The organism is Streptomyces sp. URMC 129 (genome assembly GCF_051386415.1).
In the GTDB taxonomy this organism is placed as follows: domain Bacteria; phylum Actinomycetota; class Actinomycetes; order Streptomycetales; family Streptomycetaceae; genus Streptomyces.
In genome coordinates this window covers 1-18656 of the sequence record NZ_JBPQTQ010000070.1, presented here as the reverse complement: position 1 = coordinate 18656, position 18656 = coordinate 1, and the positions used below count along the sequence as shown (strand labels likewise).

Sequence of the window (18656 nt, the reverse complement as noted above, 5' to 3'; positions counted from 1 at the left end):
CCTCCTTTCTGAGGGACCTGAGAGGGTTCCCGTCATCGGGCGTAGAGGTTGTCGGCTTCGAGTGCGCGGATGGCGCGGTGGTCGCGGTCGAGGTCGGCGGCGTTGTCGCCAATAAGGGCGACCAGCCCGGGTGAGGTGATGGTGTCGACGGTCTGGGGGACGGTGTCCGGGGAAATGGCGAACGTCGAGAGCGCCGCGAACGTCGGCAGGGCGGCGAACTCGTCCCGCCACGCGCCCGCGCCACGGGCGCAGGCCAGCTGGTTGGACAGCCAGACGTAACGCATGCGCTCCGAGTGCACGACCTCCGTCTCGTCGTAGCGGTCAAACCCGGCTGGATCGCACAGCGCTGTGCAGAGCAGGTGGACGTGGGACACGCCGGTGCACCGGTACGTCAGATTCGGCATCGAGCTACCCATCAAGCGGGCGCCGGTCTCGATCAGCACCGGACCGCGGTCGGTGACCATCAGCTCGGTGTGGGCCGCGCCATTCCGAATGCCGAGGGCGGTGAGCGCGTCCTTCACGTAGTGGACGACGGTCGCGAGGGCGTCGTCGACCGGCACGGCGTCCTGGTAGTCGTAGAACGGCAGGCCGGTGGCTTCGACCCGCTTGTTCGAGACCCAGACATCGGAGATCTTGTGGACGCCGTCGACGGACACCGTGTTGACGATGTGCTCGACGCCGTCGAGACGTTCCTGGACGAGCACCGAGGCGTTCTTCTGCCCGTAGATATTGGGGCGGGAGAGGATGGCGATCGAGGCCTCGATGACATCGTCGGCGGTCCGGCAGATGCGCACCCCGTCGGTGCCGGCGCTGGCCGTCGGCTTAACCACGACCGGGCGGCCGCCCTGGGCGTCGAACCACGCGACGGAGTCGGTGCTGTCGTCGACCAGCGCGCTGCGGGGCGCGTCCAGCCCCTTGGCTTGCAGGGCAGCGGCCATGATGTACTTGTCCCGCCACGCCCTGGCCATGGGTAACTCGTTGCTGGGCAGGCCGAGGCGGTGGTTCAACTCGTAGGCCAGGATGACCCCGCGCTCCAGACCCGGCACCACCCGCGCTACGCCGATGGCGCGGAGTTCGTCGACTAAGTGCTCGATGTCGCCCTGGTGGCCCAGGTCGGCCAGGTAGGCGTCGGGTTCGAACGATCGGGCCAGGAACTCGGGCGTGTCGCTCTGGCTCCGGACGTGGACGCACTGCACTCCCCGCTCGCGCAAGGCCGCAAGGAGGAACGTGGTGGTGCTGTAGCCATCGACGATGGCTACACGAGGTGGATTCATCACGATAAATAGTCCTCCATCCCTCCGTCGCGAACGGTGTCCAGGGTGAAGCAGTGGAGGCCGCCGCCGAACAACCGCCTATGGCGATGACGTACGGGCACGACATCGAAGCCGTGCCGTTCCAGCGCACGGCTCAGCTCCGGGCAGGAGTCGTTGACCATAACGGTGCGCTCGTCGATCGACAGCACGTTAAGGTCGATGTACGGGCTGGTGAGGACGACATCGTCGTCGTCGTACTGGGGGAAATTCTGCGCGTTCGGCTCCGGCGCCTCGATGACGTCCCACTTCCGGAGGGCGGGGGGCAGGTAGTCGAGGACCCGCCGGGAGCGGATCAACAGCGTGCCCGGTCGCAGGGGGAGCACCGCGCTGTCGATGTGGCTGTCGGTCAGCCGGTGCATCCGGTGGATCGTGAGGCGGCCCTCCAGGTGGCGCTCCAACCATTCGCACGCTAGGAGGTGGTTCGCCGTCGAGATGTTGACCAGGAGGTCTCGACCGAACCGCAGGCACTGCGCGGCGTCGAAGAGCATCTCGATGCCGACGTCGTAGGGGGAGTCGTTGATGGTGGGCACGATCTCCATCCCGCCGACCTCCTCTGCGTAGGAAAGGTCGAAGGAGCGGTCGGTCATCCACGGCCGGGGCATGACCGTCCACCGGGCGCCGTGCTCGAAGTACTCCATGAAGAGCGGCTTCAGGAACTGCGTCTCGAAGTAGCGCGAGCGCATCATCGGTGGCGTCTCGATGATCTCGTCGCCCAGGATCAACGTGTTGTCCCGAACGTTCAGGGGTGGCAGGGCAGCGGCCGACCATGCAGGCGTGGTGAACTGCGTCGCTCCCTCGTGGATGTCCATCGGCCGGCGAACGCGCACGCCGAGGGACTCAAGCGCCTTGACCATCCCTTCGACGTCCTCGTACAGCTCGTCCACGTAGCGCTGCTTGATGGCCACCGTCGTCGACGCCTTCTGCACCGGCGTCGACTCGCCATCGGCGGCGAGCCGTGGGTAGTAGCCACGGTGCGTCTTCGGGTTGTCATGGACGAGGTTGTCGTAGAAGAAGAGGTCGAAGGAGAGGTCACGGGCCTGCTCTCGGTAGCCCGAGGCCGACCCCAGGATGATCTCCCGTAGCGGCGACCACTCATCGTAACTGTGCAGCCTCACATCGTTCCCCAGAACGTACGCTTAGGTGCCTTCACAATGACAAAGAAAGCCCCGGCCGCCGACAGTCCCCCCAGCTGGAGCCGCCGGGAACGTTACCAGTACGTCGTGTGCTTCGGCTACGGGAAATTTCGGGTGCGTGAGCAAACAAGCGTTGCTACTCTCGACGATATGGTCCTTGGTCCTGTCCGGCGGCCGCTTCTGACACTCGCCACGCTCACGCCGGACGAGTTGGCTGCCGTTGTGACGGCCGCCCACTACTACGGCACCGATCCCCAACGGTGGACAGACCGGCTGGTCGGAGCGAGGGTGGCGCTCATCTTCACGGCGCCGTCCACCCGCACCCGTTCGTCGTTCTGGAGCGCAGCGGTCCGGCTCGGGTGCCACACCCTGTACTTCGGCGCGTCCGATCTGCAGGTCGCCACGGGCGAGACGTGGGCAGACACCGGGATGGTGCTGGCGCACCACCTTGATGCCGCCGTAGTGCGGACGAACGGCCCGCAGATCGAGCTCGAAGCGCTGGCAAGCGAGCTGCCCGCTACCATCAACGCGGTGACCCACGAGGAGCACCCGACCCAGGCGATCGCCGATGCCTGCGCGCTCCTGGATCACTTCGGTCGGACGACGGCGCTGCATCTCGCCTACCTGGGCGAGGCCAACAACACCGCCCGCTCGTTGGCCCACCTGGTGGTCGGGACGCCGGAGATGCGCCTCGACATCTACTGCCCAGAGGGCTACGGCTTCCCACCGGAGGAGCTGGAGGCGCTGAATGGGCGGCGGCCCGACGGCGACCCGATACGGCAGTGCCACGAGCTACCCCGGCGGCCCGATCCGGTGGACGCGGTCTACACGACGCGGTGGCAGTCGATGGGGGTGCCCCACGACGACCCCGGCTGGGAGGAGCGCTTCGCCCCGTTCCGCATCACCCGGGCGACGATGGCGAGCTTCTCGGGGGACACCGACGCAGTGTTCCTCCACGACCTCCCCGCCGTGCGCGGCCAGGAGGTCGAGTCCGACGTGCTCGATGGGCCGCTGTCCCTCGTCCGTCGGCAGGCGCAGCACAAGGCGTCGGCCGCAGCCGCCGCCCTGCAGTGGGTACTCCCTGCACCGACGCCGACCGGCTGACCGGTATGGACGTTCGGCCGTGCCGGTCGGGGTCTTCGCGGCAAGGGGGCTGGTCGGTGGGGTCGTGAGGCGGCTGCTCGAACAGCAAGCACTTCGGGTCGACGAGATCCGCTACTTTGCCTTCGCCCAGTCGGCCGGGCGCACCCTCATGGAACGGCACCGAGGTCGCCGTCGAGGATTCGGCGACGGCGTCCTTCGACGGGCTCGACCTGGCGCTGCTCTTCAACGGCAAGGCCGCCTCCGGCGGTGACCCATCTCCACGATCACCGACAGTCATAGTGGTACGCGGGTCCCCGGTGGTCGTGACCCGATCACTGACTGACGTCCTGCTGGGCTGTCCTTGGCCAGAGGCCCCCTGACTGTCCTGTCTGCCCCCTTCCGGCTGGAGCTACCTTCGGCAAGGAAGGCACCTCCTGCATGGCAGGCACAGAGTCGGCGAGCGCCACGTAGCAGTCGGCATGAGAATGACATGGCCTTTCGTCACTCATGTCAGCACCAAGTGAACACCATCCGTCAGTGTCAACCACCAGGTCGCAGTACCTGCGCCACTGACACTCAAATGACGATGCCCAACTGACACTCTCCTGCAGCCTGTCACACCGCCCGCGTGGCCCACGGCACCCGCGAGCGGCTCACCGCACTCAAACCCCTGCTCACCGCAGAACGGCGGACGCCAGCAACGTTGCTGGGCGGAGTAAGGCGGGAGATGCATATCTGCGGGGTCTATGCCGAGAGGTGATCACCTCAGCGAGCTCCAAAAACTACCTGCCATGCGGCTACTTTAGGGAAGGGTATGGAAACCGGGGGTGATCATGGGTCCTGTCGAGCAGGCGATGAGCGCCGTACAGCTGGTGGTGTCTGGCGCCGGCGCAGGAGTGAACGACGGCGTCGCCGAGCTCGCGTGGGCACAACTGATCGATACCGCGCAGGGACAACAGGCACTGGCCGGAGGACGGTGGGGCGGAGTGGGTAGCAGAGGGCCCTTCAGCCTGGAAAGCGGTTGACCGAACGCATCCCGTGTCGGCGCCAGCAACTCGCCGTCCTCCTCTACGTCGTCGCCTTCAGCGTCCTGGTGGTCACTCTGGCCGCGGCCGGATAGCCCGGGAGCTGACTCACAGATCTCCCACCGGAACCCCGGCGGGCCCTTCGAGATCAGGAAGGAGGATGGGATGAACGAGGACACACCACCCACTGAGCAGAACAGCGGTCTGCTGATCGGTGTCCGCCGGATCACTGCGGCCCGCTCGCGCGCGGAGGAAGCCTCGGACAACACCGGCGGCAAGTCGGACATGAACGACACGTGATCAACCAAGGAGACCCACGATGATTGACTCTGCATCGTGGGCCGAGCGTCTGGGCGGGGACACGTTCCTCGCCCAGACGTACTTCCGTGCCCACAAAGTGATCCGTTCCAACGGCACCACTGCCCCCACGCCGCTGACCTGGGATGAGCTGAACGAGATTGTGGCCGCCCACCGGCTCGAACCGCCTCGGATGCGGCTCTCCCGCGCCGGTGAAGCGATCCCCGTCACGGCGTACTCCATTCTCCGCACCAACCGTCGCGGGGTGTCCTGGTACCAGCCCCAGCCCGCCGAGTTCCACGCCCGGCTCGCCGAGGGCGCGTCCCTCGTCATCGACGCGATCGACCAGATCCACCCGCCCGTTAGGGAAGCCGCCGTCGGCCTTGAGCGGTTCCTCCGGACCCCCGTGCAGGTCAACGCGTACGCCTCGTGGACCGCCGAGGAAGGCTTTGGCACCCACTGGGACGACCACGACGTGGTGGTGCTCCAGCTTGAAGGTTCCAAGCGCTGGAAGATCTACGGTCCCACCCGCCAGGCCCCCGCCTGGCGCGACGTAGAAGCACCCGAAATCCCGACGGGCGCCCCGATCGCGGACATCGTTCTGGCGCCCGGCGACGTCCTCTATCTACCGCGCGGCTGGTGGCATGCCGTGAGCGCCGACCAGGGAACCACCTCGCTACACCTCACCTTCGGACTCGCCACGCACACCGGCGCCGAGTTCCTAGGCTGGCTCTGCGACGACCTTCGGGCCAGCACGACCGTCCGGGCCGACGTTCCGCGCTTCGGTACGGCGGAGGAGCGGACGGACTACTTATCCCTTCTGCGGAAGGAGGTGCTGGCCGCTCTGGAGGATCCGATGGTCTTCGATCGTTGGGAGAGATCACTGGACACCACCCACCCCGGCCGCCCGCGCTTGTCGCTACCGCACCTCACCGCAGTTCCGCCGGATCCGGGGATCACCGTCCGGCTCACTGCTCCCCGTGCCCGCATCCACCAGAACGACCAGGCGGTGATGTTCGCTGGCGCCGGGAACGAGTGGACCTTCGCCCTCCCCGTTGCCCCGGCGCTTCGTCTCTTGGCGGAAGGAGGGCTGGTCACCCTCGCGGACTTAGCTGCCGAATCCGATCTCACTCTCGGGCAGGCGGCGGAAGTCGTCACCGCGCTGGTCTCCGGTCAGGCTGTCGCTGTGGTTGGGGGCTCCACGTGACCGCATCCCTCGGGCTGGGGACGTACCGGGTGCGCGCCGTCGAACAAGCGGCGCGCACCGCGTGCGGCGACGGGTTGGTGTGGATCGACACCGCCCCCAACTACGCCGATGCACACCGGGTACTCGGTCCCGTCATCGCCACCCACCCGCAGGCCATGGTCGCGACGAAGACCGGCTTCTTCACCAGGACGGAGGGGGAAGCGGCACACCGGGCCGGGCTCCTCACCTCGGAACAGGTAGCCGTCGGCCATAGCCTCGACCCGGCCTTCGCCCGCTGGCAGACGGAACGTTCACTGGCTTCGCTCGGCCGGGCCAACCTCGTGTTCGTCCATAACCCGGAACGCGCCCACCTCGACCTCGTGGACCTGCATGCGGGGCTTCGTGAGGTGTTCGCCGTCCTGGAAGAGTTCGCCAGCGCGGGCCGGATCGGCGGATACGGGTTGGCCACCTGGTCGGGCTTCTTGCACGACGTCTTTACCGTATCCGAACTCCTAGGCCTGGCCAGGGAGGCCGCTGGTTCGAGTGAACACCACCTGCGAGCTATCCAGCAGCCGGTCAGCCTCGTCATGGCGCGGCCGATCGCTCTCGCCCTCGACGGCCGGGGCCCTGTCGCCCAAGCTCGTGCATCCGGCCTGATCACCTTCGGCTCCTCTCCCCTGCACGGCGGCGAGCTGCCCGCGCTCGTCACCCCCGAACTCGCCGAGTTCATCCGCCCTGGTGCCTCACCTGCCGCCGCCTGCCTACTCGCCGCAGCCTCCTGCCCCAGTCTGGACGTGGTACTGGTGTCGGCCGGCACCGCGCCACACTGGAGCGCCGCCAAGAACGCCATCACCTCCCCGCTCAATCCGGGCCACCTCAGGAAGGTCACCGATGTACTCGCCCAAGGATGAGACCACCAGGACCCGCATGGAGGACGCCTTGGCGCACGCCGCCGCCAGGCTGTCCACCAAGACGACCGGAGCACCGGCGTGGGGCTGGCTGGGCCGCACCATCGGCAGCCGCACTGAGGGCGGCCTCTGGCTCCGCGTCCACTGCGGTGAGGCGTCCAAGACTCCCACCCATCGGAACGAAGGCATCGCGCTTGCCGAGGAGCGGGTGTCCGACAAGGTCTCCCGCCCGCATCTCCACCACCTGTACCGCTGGGACGGTGGAGAGTACGTCTTCGAGGCAGAGCTAATCGACTACATCGCCCAGCCCGTCATCTCACCGGAAACGCCCGACCTCACCGAGGACCCAGGGCTGCCGGACTCCTGGTGGATGACACTGCGGGAGAGCTTGGATGCCCTCAGCACCGCCGAACCGCCCCGCGAGACAATCCGGCAGTCCTGGGCAGATCGCGTATTCCCGGAGTTCCTGGGCATCCCCGCGCCAGCCATCGCTGAACGGATCACCGGCCATGCCGATCTCCAGTGGGCCAACCTCACCCACGATCCCCTCGTCATCCTAGATTGGGAGCGCTGGGGCGCCGTCCCTGTCGGCTATGACCCCGCCATGCTCTACGTCAACAGCCTCCGCGTCCCCGATGTCGCCGACCGCATCCGCGCCGAGTTCGCCCACATCCTCGACACTCCCGCTGGCCGGATCGGTGAACAGATCGCTCTCGCCGAAATGCTCCAGGCCGTCGGTCGCGGCTGGTACGTCGAGTTGGCCCCTCTCCTGCGGCAGCGCGCGGAGGAACTGACCGGGGTCCGTCCTCCGACCTCGGATCCAGCAATTGCCTGATCCCCCCTCCTCGCCCGGCCCCGGAGCCTCCCCTGGCACCAGGGACCGCTCCCCAGCAACTCCCGCCCCTTCCTTCACCTTTGGTGCGCTGGCCGCACCCGAGAATCTCGGTCGTCCGGGCAGGTGCCCCGGCCGCCGGGAGACATGAGCGGATGGTCTGAGCCGGGGCCTCCGGCGCGGGGTCTGTGCCGGCCTCCGCAGTGTCGGCGGCGAGCTGCCAGCGGGTCTCACAGGGAGGTGGCAAGGGCAGCAAGGGCGGTGAACAGCGTCACGGTGGCAGCGAAGGCGGTGGCGGCGCGGGCGGTCGCGGCCGGGTAGGTGACCGACCCGCCACGGCCCGGTGCTGGCCCCCCGGGGCCGCCATCGACGTCACCGCGCCGCAGCCCCCGGCGGGGAGCAAGTCCCAGCACTGCGGCCGGGCTCGAAGTGGACGGCTTGCAAGCCGGCGGCGGCATGATGAGGCCCATGAGCAAGGCAGGCACCATCTCCGTCACCGCCCGCGTCCCCTACGGCACCAGGGAGCGGCTGACCGCGCTGAAGCCCCTGCTCGCCGCGGAGCGGCGGCGGGCGAGGGCCCTGGCGCGGGAAGAGCGGTGGGACACCGACGGCCTGGCCGGCCGGGAGGCCGCTGAGCGGCGGGCGGCGTGGCAGCGGCACAAGGCCCGGCTGCGCCAGCGCGGCGAGCTCGTGGACACCCTCGACGCCCTGGTGACGTTCGGGGTGCGGGCGGAGCTGGCCGAGCGGGGCTGGAACCGGAGGTGGCCGCCGGTGCCGGCGGAGGCGCTGCTGCCGGGCCGCTGGCCCGGCTCGAGGGACGGGGCCTGGCCGGAGAAGGTGCCGCTGCGGCTCCCCGCGACGGTGGTGGGCACCGTGCGGGGCGGGTGCTGGCACACCTCCGCCGAGGCGATCGGGCAGTTGCGTGACTGGCGCGACCGCTACCCGGACGCGCTGCCCACCCGGGCGTTCCGCACGGAGCACGAGGACGAGGCGCTGGCCGAGTACGAGCGCCTGGCCGCCCAGGTCACCACGGTCGGGACGATCTGGCGGGCCGGGATCGCCCGTGCCCTGGCCGCCGCACCCGAGTTCGAAAGACGGTTTGCAAGCTAGATCCTTCCTGGTCACAGCCCTATTCGGTGGTTGCGTGACGTGTCGTCAGGGGGCTACCGTCGTCGGTTGCGGCACGGCGGATGCGCCGCTGTGCCGGGACGGGAAGGGCGTGGTGTCCATGGGTTTGCCGCAGCAGGTGAACGAGGCGGGCGGGGCCGGACAGGGCCAGGAGGAGCCGGTGTCGTACGGGTGGTGGGGCGAGGTGCCCTGGACACTGGCCTCGAAGTCGCAACTCGCCCGGGCGGATCTGCCGCGGGAGCCGGACGGCCCGGTCCGGGGCTTCGTGGCCGGGCGGGACTGGCGCGGCAAGAAGACGGAATTCGAGCTCTACTCGGTGGCGGAGTCGGTGCCCACGACGGCGTCCGCGGGGCAGCTGGCGGCCGCGGCCCGCCGCGCCACCGCGACGGTGCGCGTCTGCGGCGCATGCGGGGCGCACTGCCAGCAGCCCTTGACCGAGCGGGAGGACGGCCGGCATCTGTGCCTGATGTGCACGCGGATCGAACGCATCGCCACCTTCCAGGCCGAGTTGCGCGAACGCCGCGCTGAACTCGCTGCCTGGGCGGGCGAGGTACTCGCCGACCCGCAGCTCGCCGTCGTGTGGGCCGAGGTGCTTGAGGCGCCGCCGACCGCCTCTGGGCGGCGGCGTCCGCCGCTGGCCGCGCGCGTCACCGCCGTGGACAACGCCCGGCCGCCTGGTCGACGTCCTGGTGCGCCTGGCCGGACCGCGCACCCCCGGCGCCCCCGAAAACGCCCTCCCGCCCGAGGAGGGCACCGCTGCCCTCACCAAGACCCTGGGCGGGCGGACCCTCCTGGGGTGGACCGCCGATGAGCTGACGCCCGTCCTCGAACGCCTCGCGGCTCTGGGGCACCCGGCCCGCCTCGGCGTCCGGCGCGTAGCGGGCACCGGCCCGCTGGACCTCAGCGGCCGCTGGCCCGGGCAGGTACGCGACCGCGTCGCCCAGTGGCGCGGCGAACTCGACCCCGCCACCGGCGAACTCCGCCAGCCCTGGCCGCCCGGCACCGCCGACCGCCTCCACCTCCTCCTCACCCGCATCGCCAACGCCAGCCCAGCCAGGGACGACGGGCTGTTCCCCATCGCCTTCGACGACGCCTGAGTGAGTGACGCTGTCGGGGATCTTGGAATTCGCAGGTTGAGGTACAGGGTCACCTGAGCTCCTGGGGCCTCGACTGTTCTGAGTTGTCCCTGTTCGCGAGCCTGTGGCGTCAGCTTCTCGACGTGTGGATCGCCGAGGAGTCCGCGCGCAACGCCTCTGCGAACGCGACATTCGTTACTGATGGGACAGGACTCCACGTCGACGTTGTTCGTCCGGTGGCGGCTTCGAGGAATCGCGCCATGCGACGCCGCTGGAGTGAGACGCTGACTGGTCGTTAGTCCACGCCACCAGAGGTGATCGCATGTGCGTCCGTCTCCGTGCCGGCTCGGAGATCCCGGAACTGACAGCGCGAGTCGCTCGGGCCTGCAACCCCAGAGGCACCACCGCCATGGCAATCCGTGATCACCTGGACGGATTGTGGAGCGACGAGGACTTCGCCGAGTGGTACCCCCGGGACGGCAAGCCAGGCCTGTCCCCGGCTCAGCTGGCTACCGTGTGCGTGTTGCAGTTCCTGATGGAGCTGTCAGACCGGCAGGCCGCCGAGGCGGTTCGCTGCCGGATCGACTTCAAGTACGCCCTGGGCATGGAACTGGACGACCCCGGCTTCCACCACAGCGTCCTGACTGACTTCCGCGATCGCCTGGCCGAGGGTGGCCGGGCCGACCAACTCCTGGACCTCGCGCTGGAGCGGATCAAGGCGGTCGGGCTGGTCAAGGAGCGCGGTCGGCAGCGCACCGACTCCACCCACATCGTGGCTGCTGTCCGGGACCTCACCCGTCTGGAGCTGGTCACCGAGGCGATACGCGCCGCGTTGGAGGAACTCGCCCACCGCGCCCCGCAGGAGCTGATCGGCCTGGTCACCGACGACTGGGGCCGACGCTACGGACGCGCTGCCCGGCTCGGGAAGAACCCCACCCACCCCAAGACCCGCATCAAGAACACCGGCGACGACGTCTACCTGCTGCTGCGCTACGTGCGCACCTACTTGTCCCGGCTGTGGGAGGGGCAGCAGATCCAGGCCCTGCGGCACATCTTCCTCCAGAACTACCTGGTCGACGACCGCGGTCGCGTCCAGTGGCGGGTCGCCGGAGAGTCCGGCCTGCCGCCCTCGGCCATGGCCATCGTCTCGCCCTACGACCTGACCGCGCGCTACGCCCGCCGCAACGACACCCGGTGGAAAGGCTTCCTGGCGCACGTCACCGAGACCTGCGACGACGACGCGGTCAACATCATCACGGACGTGACCACCACCCCGGCCACGGTCTACGACATCAGGGCCCTGCCCACCATCCACTCCCGCCTGCGGCGCCGGAACCTGCTGCCCGCCGAGCACCTGGTCGACGGAGGCTACACCTCCGTCGAAGTCCGGGACCGTGTGGCCCGTGAAGATGAGGTCGCCCTGGTCGGGCCGGTCAGAGCTAAGCCCACCCGCCGTCCCCGCACGGGAGCCACGTTCTCCCGCGACGCCTTCGATATCGACTGGGAGCGGCAAGAGGTGACCTGCCCGGGAGGCAAGACGAGCAGTCAGTGGGCGGCTCCGCCCTCCGTCGCCCCCAAGATCAGAGTGAAGTTCTCCAAAGCCGACTGCGGTCAGTGCCCGATCAAGACGGACTGCACCCCCGGCAGCTACCGCCTGCTGTCGTTCTTCCCCCGCCATCTCTACGAGGTCCAGGCCGAGGCGCGGGCCGAGCAGCAGACACCCGAGTGGAAAGAGCGGTACGCGATGCGCGCCGGCGTGGAAAGCACGATCAACGAGTTCGTCCACGGCCACGGCATGCGCCAGAGCCGCTACCGAAGCAAGGGCAAAGCCCACGTCCAGCACGTCCTCACCGCCATCGCCGTCAACCTCGAACGGATCAGCGCCCAACTCCCGCCCACGCCGAAACGCCAGCCACGCTCCGCGACCGCCTTGCATGACTTCCTCGACTGGCAGGGCATCTCCCGGCCGCGGTCATGGCGCGCAACCAGCTGAACCTTCGCATCTCAAGATCCCCGACAGCGTCACCTACTTACGCCCATGGCAAGGCGCTGGGCGGGAACACCGACCGCCGCCAGGCCGCGCTGGCCGGCACCGTGACCGTGTACTGGGTCAGCTCCGGTGTGCTGACCGTCTCGGTGGTCACCATCATCCACACCGACTAGCTGTTGCCCTGTCTGGTCCGGGCCGCCGTCAACGAGCCGCCCTCCAGCAGTCCCCCGCGCGGGTGGAATCCCGGTGTCCTCGGGCTCGCGCGGATGCGCGTGCGGGGCGGTGTGGTCAGCTCCTTCCATGACGGCGCCGGGGTACGGCTGGCGTCGTCGGGCGTGAGGGACAGCGGGTCACCACCGCAGCGTCAGACCACGATGGCGCCGAACTCCGGGGGTCGTGTCCCCGGGGGATGAGGCAGACGGTCCCGAAGCCCCGGATCGCGTGCCCACCCGGCCGCTTCGCCGGCGGCCGACGCAAGGGTGGTGGGCCCCCGGTGCCCGTCCGGAACGGCTTGGCCGCCGGGACGGTCGGGAGCCGCGGAGCATGGCCGTACCCGAGCGTTCCGGCACTTCCGGGAGCCGGGCTCCAGCACGCCGCTGCGCGCGTCGTCAGGGCCCGGCTCCGGGGGTAAACCCGCACCGAGTCGCGGCCCCGGCGGCAGCGGCCTGTCAGATGCGCCAGGAACGGATGCGGTCGGCGGCGGCGTAGATGTCGGCGCGGCCGTCCAGGACCTCCCGGGCGAGGTCGACCAGGGCGCCGTAGGGCGGGTCGATGCCTTCGCCGGAGATGTGCATGTACGCCACGGCCGTGGAGCAGGCGAAGCGCACGTTGGCGGCCGGCAGCGGCTTGAGGAGGGCGAGGGTGTGGAGCAGGGCGGCGGCGCGCCAGGCGGGGTCGGAGTCGGTGCCCAGGCGGGGCGGGTCGACGCGGTGGCGGGCCACGGCGGCGACCAGGGCGGAGAAGTCGGAGACGGTCGGTTGCTTGGGCAGGACCTCTTCGTGGCGCTGGAGGAGCCAGGGCACGTCGATGTAGATCACGGGCATGGGTCAGGCGGCCTGCGTCCCGGTGCCGGGGAGCTGCTGCTCGTCGTCGGGGAACGCCGCGGCGAACTCCTCCGCGTGGCTGTCGAAGAAGGTGCGGAAGACCTGGGCGCCTTCCTTCAGGGCGCGGTGGCGCTCGATGTCGGCGGTGGTGGCCTCGCGGACCAGGGCCTTGAGGGTCACCCCGCGCTCGGTGGCGATGGCGCGGAGCGCCTCGAGCTCCGCCTCGCTGAACTCGATGTTGAGAGCTGGCATACTCACAACGGTAGCCGTCAGGTACCCCGCTGCCAATCCCCCCAGGACAGAGGATCATCAGCGGGGTACCGGGCAGGCTGGTCAGCTGAGTTCGACGTCGAGGTAGTCGATGTCGGTGACCGTGACGTCCAGGCCCTGGGCGCGGTGCCCGCGGTCCTGGAAGTACGCGTGGCCCAGGCCCTGGCCGAGGATCTGCCGGAGCTGCTGTTCGTCGGCGCCCGCCTGGTGGGCGGCGAGCAGGCGGGCGGTGTCGGCCGGGTCGAGCTGCTCGGTGATGCGGCGCAGGCGCGGGTCGTCGGTGGATCCGGCGGCCGCGGTGAACCCGAACCGGGCTCGGGTCTCCACCGTGATCCCGGCTTGGGCGGCCTGGCGGATCGCGCGGGCGCGGATGCCGGGCTGCCAGGAGCGGCGCGCCTCGCGCTCCAGGACGCTCGCCAGGCGGGGGCTGGGGCGGCGGATCTGCCCGGCGAGGTAGCGCTGGACCGTGCGCAGGGAGATACCGAGCCGGGCCGCGACGGCGCGGGTGGAGCCGCGCTCCGCGCGCAGCACCACGCGCATCCGCGCGGCCGCGCTCTTGGGCAGCGGCCGGGTCTGCACCCCGGCGAGCGCCGCCTCGATGCTGTCGCTGATCGCACCCATTTCCTATTCGTCCCCCTCGGAATCGTCGTCCTTGATGTGGCGGGCGGGGGCGGGATTCGCGCCCTTCTCCATCATTTCCACGACCTGCCAGAATTCCCTGACACCCTCACATTTCACCATGCCGGGGCTGACACCGAGCCGGAAAATGCCGGGCAACGGCTTCCCGGAATTCGGGTCGCGCGGCAGCAGATCGAGCGGGGACGGGCCGGGGCTGGGGTAGACGACGCAGTCGGACAGCACGGCGATCGGGAAGTGCCCGGCGGCGGCCATGCGCATCATTTTGCGGTGCATGTTGACCCGGGCGGAGCTGATGATGGCGGCGCGGATGTCGGGCCGCCATGTCGCCCGCTCCAGTGCCGGCCACCGCTCGCCGGGCCTGTGCCGGGCTCCTTGCGGGCGTTCGCGGAGCTTCCCGACGCCGCCCTTGACCGTCGCTTTGATGGCGGCGAGCACCGCCGCGAGGCCCGGGTCCTGCTGCTTGTGGCCGGCCATCGCCTCGAGGAACGCAGCGTCGTCCAGGCCCTTGGTGACGCCCAGGTCGGCCATCGTCGCCAGGTAGGCGTCGCGCAGCCGCTCGTACCACGGGTCCAGGTACGGGCCGGCCTCGGGGCGCAGCCACGCCTCCAGCGGGCGGACCTGGTGGCCGAGTTCTTCGGCGTAGGCGACGGTCGGGGTGGCGTACCAGGCCGGGCCCGTCGGCCGGCCCCCGTGCGGGGTGAACGGGGACGGGAGGCGCGGGTCCAGCTCGATGCCGGACAGGTCGACCAGCCAGGCCCCGGGCAGCTTCTTGTCGAACCGCGGCCCGTCGGTGTGCAGCGGCTCACCCAGGCCCACGGTCAGGCGGTTGGCGGCTGCGGCGAACGCCATGTTCACATCGAGCCCGACCGCCCACGGCAGCGCGCACTCCGCGTCGGTGAGCAGCTCGGGCGAGCGCACCCACTCGTACGCCTCCTCATCCAGGACCTGGCCCTCCCGCCTGCCGACCGCGACCGGGTGCTCGGCGGGCGCCTCGGGCAGCGCGGGGTCCACCGGCTGCGTGAGCGAGCCGGGCACGGGGCCGGACGTCCAGCCGCCCGCACCATCCCGCACCGCCTGCGTCGGCGGGCGCAGCGCGGTCATCAGCTCCAGCCCGCAGACGGCCGTGGAACCGCGCGGGGTCAGCACGCGGATGGCGTAGGTGCCGAGCACGCGGGCGAGTTCGGGCGCGGGCAGCTGGTCGGCGCCGGGCCAGGAACGGGCGTCCAGGGCGTCCCAGGGGAGCACGGCGAGCTGCACGCACTGCCGCCGCCCCCCCGGCCTCCACCGGGCGGTAGACACGCGCCCAGGGGCCGAACCCACGCCGCGTCAGGCTCCACCCGGCCGAGGTGAGGTCGCGCACGACCGCGTGGTCCTCGCCCAGCCGCAGGCCCCGCCGGTCCTCCAATCGGCCGGGGAGCCCGAGGCGTTCGGCGGCGGCCGCGGTGAGCACGACCAGCGGGTCGGCATCGCGGCCCGCACGGTGCAGCCGGGCCTGCCCGAGGCCTGCGGCCAGCGCCCACTCGGTGAGCTGGGCGACCGTCGCGGCCGGGCAGTCCAGCGTGCGGCCGTCCGACAGGTACGCGACACCGCCGCCGTCCAGAACCGCGAGAGGGCCGGACGGGAACCGCGGATCCGCGGCCGCGACGATCGCCGTCGAGCCGACCTTCGTGGCCCGGGGCTTGACCGGCCGGCGCGACGTCGTCGTCCTGGTGCTCGCCGCCGTGGTCGCCGGGGCGGGCGGGAGCTCCTGCTCCTGGACGTCGCCGCCGTTCGGCACGGCCGGGCCGGGCGGCGCCTCCGGCGAGGCCTGCGGCGCGCGCTCGCGGCCGCGCGGCTCCGGCGTGCTGGCCTGCGGCGCAGCGGGCGCGGGATAGCGCTGCGCGAGGCCCTGGAGGAGGCGGGCGTACGCGGCACGGCGCTCCCCGGAGGGCTCGGAGCGCCCCGCCTCCCACCCGGCGACCGTGCTGCTGCCCACGCCCAGGGCGCGGCCGACCGCGGCCCGGGTCAACCCGGCGGCGGTGCGCAGCCGCTCCCGCTCCGCAGGCTCCGGCAGCGGGGCGGCTTGCTCCAGCAGCGCGTCGACCGCCGCGAACAAGTCGTCAGCCACGGTGCCGGTCTCCTTCCTCGGCGGGGATCGTGGTCTGGGTGCCGCCCAGGGCGGCGGCGCGGCGGTGGGCGGGCAGGCGGCGGACCGCGTGGTCCGCCCCGGCCAGCAGGTCGGGCACCGGGATGCCGTAGTGCGCGGCGAGCCGGCGACGCCGCCCGGCCGCAGGACCCGGCGGAAGAGGCAGACGAGGCGCCCGCCCCAGCGGCAGCGGGACCGGATGAGGAGGGCGGAGAAGCACCCGGCGCGACAGCGCGGCAGACGATCGTGGACCACAAAGCGCTGTTGCTGCGGGCGGCACGGGTCTCTTCGGCCATTCTGGTCTGTCACCGCGACATCTGGGAGTTCATCACCGGCCAGGCCGGGCAGCACCCCCACTTCCGTATGCCACCGCGGATCACCGACCGGGGACAGGACCGCATCGCCGCCGCGGTCTCCGGGCGGTCGTTAATCGCCGTGCTGATCAGCCTGTTCAACGCCCAGCATGCCGACGGGCGCAGTGAGGGCGACTGGGCACTGGCCACCACCATCTACGGCCGCATCAAGGCGGGGCTGGATGTCCTCGCCCCGGCCGGAGAACCGGTCACCATCATCCTGGATGACCGAACCCCCGAGACGGACCCCGGCGCCCCCACCTGCGAAGCCGACTCCCCGCCCAAGGAAGAACAGGCCCGGACTCCAGAGCCGGAAAAGACCGCCGTCCCCGACCACGAGACCGGCAACGACACCGAGGAAACCGGCGACACCCCCGGCCAGGAGCCCTGACCCACCTTGCAGGGCCCCCACTCCGGTTCCCGCCGGGCAACAGATACGAACTCGCCGCTCAGCACCGGTCCTCCGCGCGCAGAGCGGCGGATTCGTGGCTGCAGCGCCATGCTTCCGGGGGCGGCCCCGCGACCCGCCGCCAGCGAGACCTACGGCGTCACAGGCCCACCAGCCCGCTCACCCGGCCGGTTCGCACCGCGCACCTGGAACGGCGCCGTCGCGGGATGCGGCTGGCCGTTTGCTGTCGACGTGGTCGGCCCGCACGGTCACGTAGTCCCGCGCCGGCCGCCCCTCCGCGCGCGGCACCCCCGGCCGCCGGTGGACGTGACGCGGCCCGCCGCCGGACCGATCCCGCCGGCGGTGGTCGACGAGGCGCACCGGACGTCCGGCAGCCTGGGGGAAGGCGTGGGCCGATATCCGGCCCGAGCACTGAAACGAAAGCCAAAACCGGCTGGAAACCCCACGCTGATCGTCTGCATACCTATCTATCGCTCAAACTCTCCTTGATGGACTGACGCAACTTGATCGAAGTTGGATCACTAAATCGCCCGAGAATCAATAAGGCCTCCTCCCACAAAGGGGCGGATTCTTCAATCCCCATGGTGACAGACAGTGAAGTGGCAAGGCGGTCAAGAGATACCGCCGTGCGCCACCAATCGTCGATGCGGCGAAAAATTGCACTGGCTCGCCCGTGACAATAGACGGCACCTCTCATTCTCCCTAGCTCCCGATAGACCACCCCTAATTCATCGAGAGATATAGCCTCGCGCCCCAAGTCGCCAATGCGCCGATGAAGCGTGACTGCATTGCGATAAGAGATCGACGCCTTACTGAGGTCACCAAGAGCCTGCTCGACCCGACCTTGAGCAATTAAGAAGTAGCCGTCTACCGCTCTGCTATCGATGTCTCGGGCCATCTCCCATGCATGCCCTAAGAACTCGGCTGCAGACTCGGGATCACCCTTTTCCAGGCAGGCTTCACATTGGACGTACAGAGCAAAATGCTCGGCATGGAGATCACCGACTTCCCTAGCTGCTGCCAGCGCTTGGGAAGCAAGGTCGAGGGATTTTTCTGGTTGGCCGATCTCTCGATACAAGAGCCCCAGATTGGCCATTGGGGTGCCGGCCAGAGCCGGATGGCTGCCTCTGGAGTAATTCTTCATGCTTAGACTGTAGGCCTGAAGGGCGTCTTCGATTTGGTGGCCCTCCTGGTGTACCAGCCCGATCAGGTTGAGGGTGCGAGCCTCACCATATGAGTTGCCGAGGTTTTTGTGGATCCGTAATGCAGCGTTCGCATAGTCCAGGGCCTCGATGAGCCGATGAGATTGACGGCAAGCCATAGTCAGAGATTCCAGAAGAGCAGCCTCCCCCACTTGACTACTACAGCGCCGCGCCGATTCAAGAGCGAGATGACTCGCGGAAAACCAATCACCAAAGAGTCCGTGATCTGCATAAATATAAGTCAAGATCGCGGGTATCTGCCAAGCAATATGATGGATTTCTGCATGATGGGCAATTCTGGCAGCGGTCGCCAGATTGCTTCGTTCGAGCTGGAACCAATTCGCACCCTCCCGATACTCCGAAAACACCAGAGGTGGCGAAGAGCACTCCGAGGGCTCTAGTGGGATCTGATAAAAATGGAATCGTGGAGTGATCCTTAAGAGGGAATATGCAGAGTGGAGGTACCAGTCCAGTACTCCTGTTAGGGCGGTGGTGCGTTCCTCTTCGGTGTCGTGATGGTGAGTCTGGTCGGTGGCGTAGGCGCGTAGGAGGTCGTGGAACTGGTAGCGGTCGTGGGCGGTTTGTTCGAGGAGGTGTGCGTTGGTGAGGGTGTCGAGAAGGCGGCGGGTGTCGGGGAGGGGGAG

At 69.5% G+C, this 18656-nt stretch carries 18 protein-coding genes and 1 pseudogene; 10 read left to right on the top strand and 9 right to left on the bottom strand.

All coding sequences use genetic code 11. The annotated features are described in order from the left end of the window. Window positions 1-32: 32 nt before the first annotated feature. Window positions 33-1274 carry an ATP-grasp domain-containing protein gene (locus ACSNOC_RS16050; protein ID WP_436748119.1) on the bottom strand — a complete coding sequence of 414 codons (1242 nt, stop codon included), beginning with the start codon at window positions 1272-1274 and terminating at the stop codon, window positions 33-35. Beyond that, window positions 1274-2428 (bottom strand): glycine amidinotransferase, encoded by a 1155-nt coding sequence (locus ACSNOC_RS16045; protein WP_436748118.1) that lies wholly within the window; start codon window positions 2426-2428, stop codon window positions 1274-1276. The genes ACSNOC_RS16050 and ACSNOC_RS16045 overlap by 1 nt, the downstream gene beginning before the upstream one ends. A gap of 36 nt (window positions 2429-2464) precedes the next feature. On the opposite strand from ACSNOC_RS16045, the gene ACSNOC_RS16040 reads away from it, so the two are divergent. From ACSNOC_RS16040 to ACSNOC_RS16015, 6 genes are all read left to right on the top strand, one after another. Further along, entirely contained in the window at window positions 2465-3550 is a 1086-nt protein-coding gene (locus tag ACSNOC_RS16040; RefSeq protein WP_436748117.1) for an ornithine carbamoyltransferase, read from the top strand. A 1169-nt stretch (window positions 3551-4719) separates the two neighbouring features. Further along, a complete protein-coding gene (locus tag ACSNOC_RS16035; protein WP_436748116.1) occupies window positions 4720-4854 on the top strand; it encodes a hypothetical protein in 135 nt (44 codons plus the stop codon). Window positions 4855-4873: 19 nt separating this feature from the next. Continuing rightward, window positions 4874-6058, top strand: coding sequence for a cupin domain-containing protein (locus ACSNOC_RS16030; RefSeq protein WP_436748115.1), 1185 nt, complete (start codon window positions 4874-4876; stop codon window positions 6056-6058). Further along, entirely contained in the window at window positions 6055-6948 is an 894-nt protein-coding gene (locus ACSNOC_RS16025; RefSeq protein ID WP_436748114.1) for an aldo/keto reductase, read from the top strand. The genes ACSNOC_RS16030 and ACSNOC_RS16025 overlap by 4 nt, the downstream gene beginning before the upstream one ends. Further along, the gene (locus ACSNOC_RS16020) at window positions 6929-7780 is read left to right on the top strand and encodes a hypothetical protein (protein ID WP_436748113.1); all 852 of its coding nucleotides are present in this window, start codon (window positions 6929-6931) and stop codon (window positions 7778-7780) included. The genes ACSNOC_RS16025 and ACSNOC_RS16020 overlap by 20 nt, the downstream gene beginning before the upstream one ends. 465 nt (window positions 7781-8245) lie before the next feature. Continuing rightward, window positions 8246-8887 (top strand): hypothetical protein, encoded by a 642-nt coding sequence (locus ACSNOC_RS16015; protein WP_436748112.1) that lies wholly within the window; start codon window positions 8246-8248, stop codon window positions 8885-8887. A 327-nt stretch (window positions 8888-9214) separates the two neighbouring features. Here ACSNOC_RS16015 and ACSNOC_RS16010 read toward each other — a convergent pair whose 3' ends face one another. Then, on the bottom strand, window positions 9215-9394 hold the full coding sequence (locus tag ACSNOC_RS16010) for a hypothetical protein (protein WP_436748111.1): 180 nt from the start codon (window positions 9392-9394) through the stop codon (window positions 9215-9217). Between the two features lie 104 nt (window positions 9395-9498). Here ACSNOC_RS16010 and ACSNOC_RS16005 point away from each other — a divergent pair, with 104 nt between their 5' ends. The 3 genes from ACSNOC_RS16005 (at window position 9499) to ACSNOC_RS15995 (ending at window position 12144) form a co-directional block, all read left to right on the top strand. Then, entirely contained in the window at window positions 9499-10002 is a 504-nt protein-coding gene (locus ACSNOC_RS16005) for a hypothetical protein (protein WP_436748110.1), read from the top strand. A gap of 301 nt (window positions 10003-10303) precedes the next feature. Continuing rightward, a complete protein-coding gene (locus ACSNOC_RS16000) occupies window positions 10304-11974 on the top strand; it encodes an IS1182 family transposase (RefSeq protein WP_436748109.1) in 1671 nt (556 codons plus the stop codon). Then, window positions 11956-12144 (top strand): hypothetical protein, encoded by a 189-nt coding sequence (locus ACSNOC_RS15995; protein WP_436748108.1) that lies wholly within the window; start codon window positions 11956-11958, stop codon window positions 12142-12144. Before ACSNOC_RS16000 ends, ACSNOC_RS15995 begins: the two co-directional genes overlap by 19 nt. Window positions 12145-12639: 495 nt before the next feature. On the opposite strand, the gene ACSNOC_RS15990 is transcribed toward ACSNOC_RS15995, so the two are convergent. The 5 genes and pseudogenes from ACSNOC_RS15990 to ACSNOC_RS15970 form a co-directional block, all read right to left on the bottom strand. Beyond that, window positions 12640-13014, bottom strand: a complete 375-nt coding sequence (locus ACSNOC_RS15990) for a toxin Doc (RefSeq protein ID WP_436748107.1) — start codon at window positions 13012-13014, stop codon at window positions 12640-12642. 3 nt (window positions 13015-13017) lie between these two features. Next, complete coding sequence (locus tag ACSNOC_RS15985) at window positions 13018-13266, bottom strand: hypothetical protein (protein WP_436748106.1); 249 nt, start codon at window positions 13264-13266, stop codon at window positions 13018-13020. An 81-nt stretch (window positions 13267-13347) separates the two neighbouring features. Next, window positions 13348-13905: a telomere-protecting terminal protein Tpg gene (gene tpg / locus ACSNOC_RS15980; protein WP_436748105.1), complete on the bottom strand. Its 558-nt coding sequence runs from the start codon at window positions 13903-13905 to the stop codon at window positions 13348-13350. 3 nt (window positions 13906-13908) lie between these two features. After that, window positions 13909-16030 (bottom strand): annotated as a pseudogene (gene tap / locus ACSNOC_RS15975) (telomere-associated protein Tap). Beyond that, entirely contained in the window at window positions 16023-16148 is a 126-nt protein-coding gene (locus ACSNOC_RS15970; RefSeq protein ID WP_436748104.1) for a hypothetical protein, read from the bottom strand. Before ACSNOC_RS15970 ends, tap begins: the two are co-directional and overlap by 8 nt. Window positions 16149-16294: 146 nt before the next feature. Here ACSNOC_RS15970 and ACSNOC_RS15965 point away from each other — a divergent pair, with 146 nt between their 5' ends. After that, the gene (locus tag ACSNOC_RS15965) at window positions 16295-16792 is read left to right on the top strand and encodes a hypothetical protein (RefSeq protein ID WP_436748103.1); all 498 of its coding nucleotides are present in this window, start codon (window positions 16295-16297) and stop codon (window positions 16790-16792) included. 481 nt (window positions 16793-17273) lie between these two features. On the opposite strand, the gene ACSNOC_RS15960 is transcribed toward ACSNOC_RS15965, so the two are convergent. Continuing rightward, a partial coding sequence (locus tag ACSNOC_RS15960) for a tetratricopeptide repeat protein (protein WP_436748102.1) occupies window positions 17274-18656 on the bottom strand: 1383 nt, incomplete at its 5' end.